The organism is Croceicoccus pelagius, assembly GCF_001661915.1.
GTDB classification, from domain to species: domain Bacteria; phylum Pseudomonadota; class Alphaproteobacteria; order Sphingomonadales; family Sphingomonadaceae; genus Croceicoccus; species Croceicoccus pelagius.
The window spans coordinates 226,027-236,822 of record NZ_LYWY01000039.1 but is presented as its reverse complement, the minus strand read 5'-3'; the positions used below and the strand labels follow the sequence as shown (position 1 = coordinate 236,822).

Genomic DNA, 10,796 nt, shown 5'->3' with positions numbered 1-10,796 from the left:
GTCAGGCAGACTGAACCTGCTGCGTCCAGTCCGCAAGGTTGTAGTGGTTCGAAACCCGCGTGATGAGGCCGTTCTCAAGCGCGAAAAACGCCCCGACGCGCAGCCGGTAGGTCTGCCCCGTGGCAGGCGGCAAGCCCTCGTCCGTTTCCAGATAACGCCCGTCCAGCATGAATTCCGCCGCGCCGCGCGAGGCGTCTTCGCCTGTCAGGAACACCGGATCGATGACCTGCTCGGCATAACACCGGTTCATGTGGGCGAGGAATTCGCGGAAAGCCTGCTTGCCGTGTCGCGCAGTGCCCTGGCTCGGTTCGTGGACGACATCGTTGGCGAGCAGCGCCAGCATGCCTTCAGCATCCTGCCGGTTGAAGGCCGCGTAATAGGCGGCCAACGTCTCGGCGACGGTCACGCCTTCAGCCTTTCGGCGTGCCATGCGACGTGTTCGGCCATGAAGGTCGAGATGAAGTAGTAGGAATGATCGTACCCTTCCTGCAGGCGGATCATTGCCTTCATTTCCGCATCGTCGACCGCCTGTTCGAGCAGATTGGTCTTGAGCTGTTCGGCAAGGAAATTGTCCGACGTGCCCTGATCGACCAGCAGGTCGGGCAGGCGCGCACCGTCTTCGATCAGCGCGCAGGCATCGTATTCGCGCCACGCCGCCTTGTGCGCGCCGATATAACCGGTCAGTGCCTTTTCACCCCAAGGGCAGTTCAGCGGGCTGACGATCGGTGCAAAGGCGCTGGTCGACTTGAAGCGGCCCGGGTTGCGAAGCGAAATCGTCAACGCGCCGTGGCCGCCCATCGAATGGCCGGTGATGCCCTGCCGCGCCATGTCGGCGGGGAAGTTTGCAGCGACGAGTTCGGGCAACTCGCTCTCGATATAGGAGCGCATGTTGAAATGCGTCGCCCAAGGTTCTTCGGTCGCGTCGACGTAGAATCCTGCGCCCTTGCCGAAGTCGTAGCCTTCGTCGTCAGGCACATCGTCACCGCGCGGCGAGGTATCGGGCGCGACGAAGATTATGCCGTGTTCGGCACAGGCCGCGCGGTATTCGCCTTTCTCGGTCACGTTGGCGTGGGTGCAGGTCAGGCCCGAGAGGTACCAGAGCACCGGCAGCTTCTCGTTTGGCGCATGGTCCGGCACGAAGACCGAAAAGGTCATTTCGGTCCCCGTGGCGGCAGATGTGTGCTTGTACACCCCCTGCACGCCGCCGTGGGCCTTGTTCGTCGAAACGGTTTCTATGGTCACGGGATCAGGCCGCCACGTGCCACAGGCACAGCTTGTTGCCCGACGGATCGATCAAGTAGGCGCCGTAGCTGCCGGGGAACGCCTCGCGCGGGCCGGGCGCGCCTTCATCGGTGCCGCCATTGGCTATGCCAGCAGCATAGGCCGCATCGACCGCTGCCGGATCAGCCGCATAAAGACCCACGGTGCCGCCGTTCGCTGCCGTTGCCGGCTGGCCGTTGCGCGGATTGCCGACGATGAAGGCGCCGGCATCGCCGCGATAGAGAACCGCCTTGCCGTCGTTGATGACCGTGCCCTCACCATGGCCGAGCGCCTGCATGACGCCATCATAAAATGTCTTGGAACCGGGGACGTCGTTGGTGCCGACGAAAACGTGGGTGAACATCTTGGTGATTTCCTCACAAATGCGGGACGGGTGCGCGCGGCAGGCCCGCGGGCGCGATGGCCCGTAGCGACTGCCGCGCGGATACCCCTAACCCATGGCTTTAAGTGCGCACAGCTTGTTGCCGTCGGGATCGCGGACATAGGCGAGGAACAGATCGCCCACCATCTTGGTGCGCACGCCGGGGGCTTCCTCGATACCGACGCCGCCATTCGCGCAGGCGGTCTGGTACCACTTGTGGCCCATTTCCTCGCTCTCGACCGTGAAGCCGATCGTGACGCCGTTGCCGGGCGTCGCGGTTTCTCCGTCAAGAGGTTCGCCCACGATCAGCATCGTACCGTTGTGCATCCAGAAGTAGCGGTTGCGTTCCGCGTCGAATTTACCCGGTCCGGCCCCAAGCGCGCCCATGATGGCGTCATAAAACTTGCGGGACTTTTCAACATCGTTGGCGCCGAGGTGTACGTGACTGAACATGATCGCTCTCCTTTGGTTTATTCGATCTGCCGATACGTAAACGCACCGTCAGATCGCATACTACCAATACTTTAGAACACGACGACCGAACGGATCGATTTGCCCTCGTGCATCAGGTCGAACGCGGTATTGATCTCTTCCAGGCCCATGACGTGGGTGATCATCGGGTCGATCTCGATCTTGCCGGTCATGTACATGTCGACGATCTTGGGAACGTCGGTGCGGCCCTTGGCTCCGCCGAACGCCGTGCCGCGCCAGTTGCGACCGGTGACGAGCTGGAACGGGCGGGTCTCGATCGTCTTGCCAGCTTCGGCCACGCCGATGATGATGCTGGTACCCCAGCCTTTGTGGCAGGCTTCCAGCGCAGTCCGCATGACTTCGGTATTGCCGGTGGCGTCGAAGGTGTAGTCCGCGCCGCCGTCGGTCATCATCACGATCTTGGCGACGATGTCCTCGCGGCTCATGCCCTTGGTGTTGAGGAAGTCGGTCATGCCGAACTTGCGGCCCCATTCCTCGCGGTCGGGGTTGATGTCAACGCCGATGATCTTGCTCGCGCCGGCGAGCCGAGCGCCCTGGATGACGTTGAGGCCGATCCCGCCCAGACCGAAGATCACGACGTTGTCGCCGACCTGCACCTTGGCGGTGTTGGTAACCGCACCAACGCCCGTCGTCACGCCGCAACCGATGTAACAGCTGGTCTTGAACGGCGCATCCTTGCGGATCTTGGCCACCGCGATTTCGGGAAGCACCGTGAAGTTCGAAAAGGTCGAGCAGCCCATGTAGTGGAAGATCGTTTCGCCCTTATAGGAAAAGCGGCTGGTGCCATCGGGCATCACACCCTTGCCCTGCGTTTCGCGGATGGCGCTGCACAAGTTGGTCTTGCCCGACAGGCACATCTTACACTGGCGGCATTCCGGGGTGTAGAGCGGGATCACGTGATCGTCGGGCTTCACACTCGTCACGCCGGGGCCGACTTCGCGCACGATGCCAGCACCTTCATGGCCGAGGATCGAGGGGAAGATGCCTTCGCTGTCGAACCCGTCGAGCGTGTAGGCATCGGTATGGCAGATGCCGGTCGCCATGATCTCGACAAGGACTTCGCCTTCCTTCGGACCTTCAAGATCGACTTCGACGATTTCGAGCGGCTTCTTCGCTTCGAAAGCGACGGCGGCGCGGGTTTTCATGGGTATGCTCCTTGGGGATGCGTGAATGTCTTTGATGTCGCTCTAGCAATCACACCATCCGGTGATAAACAGAGATTTTGGCAAAGCATTATCACTCAGAGGCAATAATCAATGATCGGAGGCTGGGACGGGATAGAAGAGTTCGTCGCTGTGGCGCGGGCCGGGTCCTTCACCGCAGGCGCGAAAGCGTTCGGCGCTTCGGTCACGCACATGAGCCGCGCCGTCGCCCGACTGGAAGCGCGGCTGGAAACGCAGTTGTTCAACCGCACGACCCGCTCGCTGTTTCTGACCGACACGGGGCGCATCTTCCTCGAACAGTGCCAGCGGCTGGTGGACGAGCGGGAGGAGGCGATCGCGGGTATCGCATCGCAGGGCCAGCCGCGCGGGGCGCTGCGGCTCACTTGCTCCTATGCGCTGGGCGAACGTTTCGTTGCCCCGCTGGTGCGCGAGTTCGCGCAGGAGCATCCCGCGCTCGTCGTCACGCTCGATCTCGATAACGACGTGGTCGATATCGTCAGCCGTGGATACGACCTTGCCGTGCGCACCGGCCATCTCGAGGATTCGCGCCTGATCGCGACCCGCGTGGCCCAGCGCGAACTGGTGACGGTCGCCTCGCGCCACTACCTGTCCTCGCACGGGGAGCCGCGCGAGATTGCCGAACTGACCGCGCACGACTGTCTGGTCGGGTCATCCACGCAATGGCATTTCCGGCGCGGGCAGACCTTCCGTCCGCGTGGGCGCTGGCACTGCAACAGCGGGACGACCGTGGTCGACGCCTGCCTTGCAGGCATGGGCGTGTGCAAATTGCCCGCCTTCTACGTGCGTGAGCATCTGGCGGCGGGTCGCTTGCAGGAAGTGCTGAAAAACGAACGGCCCGAGGACGAGCCGATCTGGGCGATCTATCCCACGCGGCGACACCTCTCACCCAAGATCAGCGGCCTTGTCGCGCTGTTGCGCGCCAAACTTCAGGACAGGCTGGAAGCGGCCAAGTTCCAGCACGCCTAATCGGCGTCCGGCTGCTTGTCGGGATGCGCGGCCGCGATCGCGGGATGCGCTGCCGCCTTCTCGTATGCTGCCATCAGGTTCGGATAGGCCGACAGCGTGCTGCCGAACCGCTCGGCCGAATAGACCTGCGGCACCAGGTAGCAGTCCACCAAACTCGGCGTCGCGCCATAGGCATAGCCGGCCCCGTGCGCCGCGATCATTGTGTCGAGGGCGGCAAAACCTTCCGCGATCCAGTGGCGCGCCCATGCATCGACTGCCGCCTGCTCCTGCCCCAGTTCGTTCTTCAGGTATTTAAGGATACGCAGGTTGTTCAGCGGATGAACGTCGCTGCCGATCGTGGCGCACATGGCGCGGGCGATGGCCCGCTCGTTCGCATCGCGTGGCAGCAGCGGCGGTTCGGGGTGCGTGTCCTCCAGCCATTCGAGGATAGCGACGCTCTGCGGCAGGACCACGCCGTTACCGATCTCCAGAGCCGGCACCAGCCCCTGCGGCGCGAGCGCGGTATAGGCTGCGTTCTTCTGCTCGCCCTTGCGCAAGTCGTGCGTGACTTGCGCGTATTCCAAACCCTTCAGGTTCAGCGCGATGCGCGTGCGGTAGCTGGTACCAGAACGCCAGTAGCCGTGGAGCGTGAGCGTCATCAGCCGACGACCCGGCCCCGGCACTCGCCAAACCCGATTGTGCGTGCGCCTTGCGCCTCGCCGTGCGCGCGCATGATGATCTCGTCCCCGTTTTCAAGGAAAGTGCGAGTCTCGCCGTTCGGCAGTTCGATGGGATTCTTGCCCCCGCCCGACAGCTCAATCAGCGAACCGAAGCTCGACGCGTCCGGCCCTGACAGTGTGCCGGTGCCAAGCAGGTCGCCCGGCTGAAGGTTGCAGCCGTTGACCGTGTGGTGCGCGACAAGCTGCGCCGCCGTCCAGTACATCGCCGTCATCGGCCCCTTGCTCAGGCGATGCGGCTCCATCCCCGCCTCGCGCATCTTCGCGGTGCTGAGCAGCACTTCCATCGAAATCGCGTATGCACCCGACTTCTGATCGGTGTCGTCCCAAAGGTAATCGAGCGGCTTCGGATCGCCCTCGGGTCGGTCCGGCTGCGCCGTGCGGAAGGGGGCGAGCGCCGCGCTCGTCACGATCCACGGCGATACGGTGGACAGGAAGTTCTTGGCAAGAAAGGGCCCGAGCGGCTGGTATTCCCACGCCTGCAGATCGCGCGCCGACCAGTCGTTGAGGATCGACAGACCCGCGATGTGGCTCCCCGCCTCAGCGATCGGCACCGGCTTGCCAAGATCGTTCGACCCGCTGGTCCAGATCGCCATTTCCATTTCGTAGTCGAGCCGCGCGCTTGGCTGGAACGGCGGGGTCTCGCCATCTACCGGGCGGGTCTGGCCCGAGGGGCGGATCACGTCGGCACCGCTTGCCCGGATCGAGGAACTGCGCCCGTGATAGCCGATCGGCACGTACTTGTAGTTCGGCAGCAGCGGATTGTCGGGCCGGAACAGCGCGCCGATGTTCTTGGCATGCTCTATCCCGGTGTAGAAATCGGTGTAGTCGCCGACGTGGAACGGAACGAACAAATCGCATTCGTCCGCCGCGAACAGCATCCTGCCCGCAATGTCCGCCTTGTTCGCGTCGGTCAACAGTTCGAACAGGCCCAGCCGCAGCGTATCGGCCATCGCGTTGCCTTCTGCGAACAGCGCGTTGAGCGAAGCCGCATCGGCCAGCTTTGCCGCTTCTGCCGCCTTGCCAGAAAGCACGCTCGCCGCGCCACGCAGGCACAGGATCTTGTCGCCGATCGCGACGCCGCCCCGCAAGTCTTTCTCTCCCTTGGGCGAGAATATGCCGAGCGGCAGATTCTGGACGGGAAAATCAGCGTGTCGGTTGGCGCTTTCGACCCAGCTCGTGGCTTGGGCGTCGTGGGTATGGTCGAGCATTTGCATCCTTGTCGTTATCTCTGCGAAGCCGCGCATCACCGCGGCAGTTGCGCCTTCCTGAAGCCCTTCCAGCAGGTGTCGTAGTCGTCCTGCAGCGTCGGGCTGGTCAGCGCGAAAGGCGTGGGCCGGATGACCCAGCGGCTTTCGAACATGAAGGCCATGGTATCGGCGATCTTCTGGGGCCGCAGCGCTGTCTGCATGGCCCGCCTGGTGCTTTCCGCATCGGGGCCGTGACCGTTCATCTGGTTGTGCAGGCTGGCACCGCCGGGCACGAAGCCCCCGCCTTCCTTGGCATCATAGACACCCTGCACCAGTCCCATAAATTCGCTCATCACGTTACGATGAAACCACGGGGGGCGAAAAGTATCCTCGGCCACCATCCAGCGCGGCGGAAAAATCACGAAATCGCAGTTCGCGGTTCCGGCAGTCTCGCTGGGTGAAGTCAGGACGGTGAAGATCGAGGGATCGGGGTGATCGAAGCTGACCGAACCGATCGTGTTGAAGCGCGCAAGGTCATAGCGGTAGGGCACGGTATTGCCGTGCCACGCGACGACATCGAACGGCGAGTGGTCGAGCACAGTGCGCCAGAACTTGCCCTGGAACTTCTGCACCCACTCGAAATCGCGGTCCACATCCTCGAACCAGGCGACCGGCGTTTCGAAATCGCGAGGATTGGCGAGGCCATTCGCGCCGATAGGCCCAAGGTCGGGCAGGCGGAAGGGCGAACCATAGTTTTCGCAGACGTAGCCGCGCGAAGGTTCGCTGAGCCGCACGGCAAAGCGCAAGCCGCGCGGGATGACCGCGATGTGCCCCGGCGGCACGTCCATGCGACCCATTTCGGTATCGATGTGCAGAGTGCCGAGTTGCGGAACGATCAGCAGTTCGCCGTCGCTCGACTGGAAAACCCGCCGCTCCATCGACCGGTTCGCGGCATACATGTGCACCGCGATCCCAGCACCGGTGCCGACATCGCCATTGCCGCCATAAGTGACGAGGCCTTCGAGCCAGTCGGTCGCCGCCTCTGGCATGGGCAGCGGATCCCAGCGATAGCGGTTGGGGCTGGCATCGGGAAAAGGCGCACTCGACACGCGCAGCATCGTGTCCAGCGGCTCGAACGCGCCGTGCGCGGTGGTCGGGCGCATGCGATAGAACCAGCTGCGCTTGTTCTCGGCGCGGGCCATCGTGAAGGCGCTGGTCGAGAACTGTTCGGCATAAAGACCGAAGGCAGGCTTTTGGGGACTATTGCGACCGACGGGCAACGCTCCCTTCACCGCCTCGGTCTGGAATTCGTTGCCGAACCCTGTCTGGTATTGGTTCATTCGTCCTCGCCTCCTGCACCGCGCTGAATCGCACGGCTCTTTTCGAGCAGGACCCTACACTAGCAATTTCGCCAAGACGTTTATCACCTTATCTGAACGCCTTTGCGACGGATTCCACCACACTCCCATAGTTCAGCGCGATAACCCGCCAATTTTACGCAATTAAGGGCAGCTTATGCGAAGCATTACAGCGCCCGCATCCAGTATTGCATCGCCTTTTCCGTCTCGGCGGCGTCACGATGGTCCTTCCAGGCAAGACCCGTCTCGAATCCCGGTACTTTTTCATAGCCGCGCGCTTGCCAGAACGCGTCCAGCGGGCGGTAATTGGCCGGACGGTCGGGATGGTCGGCAGGCCGGACCACGGCGGCAAAGCAGGCGGTCTTAGCACTGCACTTGCGCGCCTGCGTCTCGCGGTGGTCGAAGAAGGCGTGGCCGATGCCCTGCCCGCGATATTCGGGCAGCAGGACGGATTCGCCGAAATAGAACATGTCCTGCGTGGCAAGGCCGCGCTTCTCGAACGGGCGCCGGAACTCGTCCTTCTGCGCCGCCATGGGCGAGGCCGTGGCAGCGCCGACGATCCGATCGCCATCCATCGCGGCAACCAGCACCGCATCCGGCGCGGCGGCGAATTCGCGCAAGTAGTCTTCCTCGTAGGCGAGATCGCCGTCGTAAAGGTACGGCCACTCAGCAAAGACCGCGATGCGCAGCGCTGCAAGCGCAGGGATCGCCGCCTTGATCTCTTCCCCTGTCAGCGACCTGATCGTAACTGCCAAAACGCGCCCTTCCCGAATTACCTGCCTGAACGCGCGAATTTATTTTCCTACTGCCTGCGCGCAATGGTCTTGGTGGCACCTTCATCGAAAAACGCCGAAACAGGAGGTCCCCCTTGCCCGTTCTCGATTCGCTCATCGTCCCGATCACCCGCATCATCGACAAGGTCATCCCCGACAAGGAGGCCCGCGAGAGAGCCAAGCTCGAACTCCTGAAGCTCGAAGGCACGCACGAGATGCAGATGGTCGAGGCCCGCCTTTCCGCCATCGTCGCAGAGGCCAATTCCGCCGATCCGTGGACCAGCAGGGCGCGCCCCGGTTTTCTCTACGTGATGTACGCGATGATCCTCTTCGCCATCCCGATGGGACTGGTCGCCGCCTTCGATCCCACAGCCGCACTCGCCATCGCCGACGGCATGACCCGCTACCTCAACGGCCTGCCCGAACCGCTCTACGCGCTCTTCGGGACCGGCTATCTCGGCTACACCGTCGCCCGCCAGTGGGGTAAGGCCAAAGGCATCGACCGCTAGGATCGCTCGTCCTGCCGCTGGGGGAACTTGGCCCTTTGCTCTTGCGAATGGTTCCTGCTGCGCGTAGCGCCGCCTGCAACCTGTAACTGCTTAGCCGAGGACTACATGGGCGAAGCCAAGACCCCCACCGGCCGCCGCACGGCCGGAATGAATGTTGACAGCGCACTCGTGCGTGAACTCGCCGAACTGTTGGCCGAAACCGGCCTGACCGAGATCGAGGTCGAGGACGGCGATCGTAAGATCAAAGTATCGCGTGCGGCCCTTGCCGCTGCCGCTGCGCCCGTCGCGATGCCCATGGCCGCTGCGCCCGCAGCCGCGCCTGCGTCGGCCGCCGCGCCCGCAGCCGACGCCGCCTCTGCGGTTTCAGCCGATGCGGTAAAGTCGCCGATGGTCGGCACCTGCTATCTCGCCCCAGAACCCGGCGCGCCCGACTACATCACGGTCGGCCAGAAGGTGAAGGCCGGCGAAACGCTTCTCATCGTCGAAGCGATGAAGGTCATGAACGCGATCCCCGCCCCCAAGGCCGGCACGATCAGCCAGATCCTCGTCAACAATGGCGAGCCGGTCGAATTCGACCAGCCGCTCGTCGTGATCGACTGAGCGGGGTCCAGCAATGGCAATCTCGCGCATTCTCATCGCCAACCGCGGCGAGATCGCGCTGCGTGTCCACCGCGCCGCGCATGAAATGGGCATCGAGACGGTGGCGGTACACTCCACCGCCGACGCCGATGCCATGCACGTGCGGCTGGCCGACCAGGCGGTCTGCATCGGCCCGCCTTCGGCGACCGACAGCTATCTGAACATGGCGGCGATCATCTCGGCAGCGGAAATCTCCAATGCCGATGCGATCCACCCCGGCTACGGCTTCCTTTCGGAAAACGCGAAGTTCGCCGAAATCGTCGAGGCGCACGGCCTCAAGTGGATCGGGCCCAAGCCCGAACACATCCGCACGATGGGCGACAAGGTCGCGGCCAAGAAGTCGGCCGGCGAATTGGGCCTGCCGCTGGTGCCGGGTTCGGACGGTGCGGTTTCGGATTACGACGAAGCCCGCAAGATTGCGGCCGAAATCGGTTATCCGGTCATCATCAAGGCCGCGTCGGGCGGCGGTGGCCGCGGCATGAAGGTCTGCGACGCCGAAGAAAACCTCGAAACCCTGATGAAGCAGGCCGGCAGCGAGGCGAAATCCGCTTTCGGCGACGCGACGGTGTATATCGAGAAGTATCTCGGCAACCCGCGCCACATCGAATTCCAGGTCTTCGGCGACGGTGAGGGCAATGCCATTCACCTTGGCGAACGCGACTGTTCGTTGCAGCGCCGCCACCAGAAGGTTCTCGAAGAAGCACCCTCGCCCGTCATCAGCGAGGAAGAACGCAACCGCATGGGCAAGGTCTGCGCCGATGCGATGGCCGAAATGGGCTATCGCGGCGCGGGCACGATCGAGTTCCTGTGGGAAAACGGCGAGTTCTACTTCATCGAGATGAACACCCGCCTGCAGGTCGAACACCCCGTGACAGAAGCGATCACGGGCGTCGACCTGGTGCGCGAACAGATTCGTATCGCCGACGGCAAGCCACTTTCGGTCACACAGGACGAACTGCGCTTCACCGGCCACGCGATCGAATGCCGCATCAACGCGGAAAACGCCTTCACTTTCGCGCCCAGCCCGGGCGAGGTGAAGAACTACCACGCGGCTGGCGGCATGCACGTGCGCGTCGATTCGGGGCTCTATGCGGGTTACCGCATCCCGCCCTATTACGATTCGATGATCGCCAAGCTGATCGTCTATGGCCGCACCCGCGAAGGCTGCATCATGCGGCTCAAGCGCGCGCTGGAAGAGATGGTGATCGAAGGCGTGCAGACCTCGATCCCGCTGCATCAGGAACTGATCCGGCAAACTGACTTCCTGAACGGCGACTACACCATCAAGTGGCTCGAGGAGTGGCTTGCCGAGCGGGGCTGAGGTCCT

General features: G+C 63.2%; 13 protein-coding genes. 4 read left to right on the top strand and 9 right to left on the bottom strand.

What is annotated here, in order from left to right; translation table 11 throughout:
- Position 1 precedes the first annotated feature (1 nt).
- The 5 genes from A9D15_RS12535 to A9D15_RS12515 all read right to left on the bottom strand — a co-directional run bounded on the left by A9D15_RS12535 (position 2) and on the right by A9D15_RS12515 (position 3,279).
- Positions 2 to 430, bottom strand: a complete 429-nt coding sequence (locus A9D15_RS12535) for a ketosteroid isomerase-related protein (RefSeq protein WP_066765492.1) — start codon at positions 428 to 430, stop codon at positions 2 to 4.
- Positions 403 to 1,242: an S-formylglutathione hydrolase gene (gene fghA, locus A9D15_RS12530; RefSeq protein ID WP_066765490.1), complete on the bottom strand. Its 840-nt coding sequence runs from the start codon at positions 1,240 to 1,242 to the stop codon at positions 403 to 405. Before fghA ends, A9D15_RS12535 begins: the two co-directional genes overlap by 28 nt.
- Positions 1,243 to 1,246: 4 nt before the next feature.
- Positions 1,247 to 1,624 carry a VOC family protein gene (locus A9D15_RS12525; protein ID WP_066765488.1) on the bottom strand — a complete coding sequence of 126 codons (378 nt, stop codon included), beginning with the start codon at positions 1,622 to 1,624 and terminating at the stop codon, positions 1,247 to 1,249.
- An 87-nt stretch (positions 1,625 to 1,711) separates the two neighbouring features.
- On the bottom strand, positions 1,712 to 2,095 hold the full coding sequence (locus A9D15_RS12520) for a VOC family protein (RefSeq protein ID WP_066765486.1): 384 nt from the start codon (positions 2,093 to 2,095) through the stop codon (positions 1,712 to 1,714).
- 71 nt (positions 2,096 to 2,166) lie between these two features.
- Positions 2,167 to 3,279 (bottom strand): S-(hydroxymethyl)glutathione dehydrogenase/class III alcohol dehydrogenase, encoded by a 1,113-nt coding sequence (locus tag A9D15_RS12515; RefSeq protein ID WP_066765484.1) that lies wholly within the window; start codon positions 3,277 to 3,279, stop codon positions 2,167 to 2,169.
- A 111-nt stretch (positions 3,280 to 3,390) separates the two neighbouring features.
- Here A9D15_RS12515 and A9D15_RS12510 point away from each other — a divergent pair, with 111 nt between their 5' ends.
- Positions 3,391 to 4,284, top strand: a complete 894-nt coding sequence (locus A9D15_RS12510) for a LysR family transcriptional regulator (RefSeq protein ID WP_172807527.1) — start codon at positions 3,391 to 3,393, stop codon at positions 4,282 to 4,284.
- Here A9D15_RS12510 and maiA read toward each other — a convergent pair.
- The 4 genes from maiA to A9D15_RS12490 all read right to left on the bottom strand — a co-directional run bounded on the left by maiA (position 4,281) and on the right by A9D15_RS12490 (position 8,303).
- Entirely contained in the window at positions 4,281 to 4,922 is a 642-nt protein-coding gene (gene maiA / locus A9D15_RS12505; RefSeq protein WP_066765482.1) for a maleylacetoacetate isomerase, read from the bottom strand. The two genes, A9D15_RS12510 and maiA, sit on opposite strands and share 4 nt — an antisense overlap.
- Positions 4,922 to 6,217 (bottom strand): fumarylacetoacetase, encoded by a 1,296-nt coding sequence (fahA, locus tag A9D15_RS12500; protein ID WP_066766098.1) that lies wholly within the window; start codon positions 6,215 to 6,217, stop codon positions 4,922 to 4,924. The genes maiA and fahA overlap by 1 nt, the downstream gene beginning before the upstream one ends.
- A gap of 29 nt (positions 6,218 to 6,246) precedes the next feature.
- Entirely contained in the window at positions 6,247 to 7,530 is a 1,284-nt protein-coding gene (gene hmgA, locus A9D15_RS12495) for a homogentisate 1,2-dioxygenase (RefSeq protein WP_066765480.1), read from the bottom strand.
- A gap of 185 nt (positions 7,531 to 7,715) precedes the next feature.
- The gene (locus A9D15_RS12490; RefSeq protein WP_066765477.1) at positions 7,716 to 8,303 is read right to left on the bottom strand and encodes a GNAT family N-acetyltransferase; all 588 of its coding nucleotides are present in this window, start codon (positions 8,301 to 8,303) and stop codon (positions 7,716 to 7,718) included.
- 113 nt (positions 8,304 to 8,416) lie between these two features.
- Between A9D15_RS12490 and A9D15_RS12485 the strand changes: the two genes are divergently transcribed.
- The 3 genes from A9D15_RS12485 (at position 8,417) to accC (ending at position 10,790) form a co-directional block, all read left to right on the top strand.
- A complete protein-coding gene (locus A9D15_RS12485; protein ID WP_066765476.1) occupies positions 8,417 to 8,830 on the top strand; it encodes a holin family protein in 414 nt (137 codons plus the stop codon).
- Positions 8,831 to 8,935: 105 nt separating this feature from the next.
- On the top strand, positions 8,936 to 9,430 hold the full coding sequence (gene accB, locus A9D15_RS12480; RefSeq protein WP_066765475.1) for an acetyl-CoA carboxylase biotin carboxyl carrier protein: 495 nt from the start codon (positions 8,936 to 8,938) through the stop codon (positions 9,428 to 9,430).
- Between the two features lie 13 nt (positions 9,431 to 9,443).
- Positions 9,444 to 10,790: an acetyl-CoA carboxylase biotin carboxylase subunit gene (gene accC / locus A9D15_RS12475; RefSeq protein WP_066765469.1), complete on the top strand. Its 1,347-nt coding sequence runs from the start codon at positions 9,444 to 9,446 to the stop codon at positions 10,788 to 10,790.
- The last annotated feature ends 6 nt before the right edge of the window (positions 10,791 to 10,796 follow it).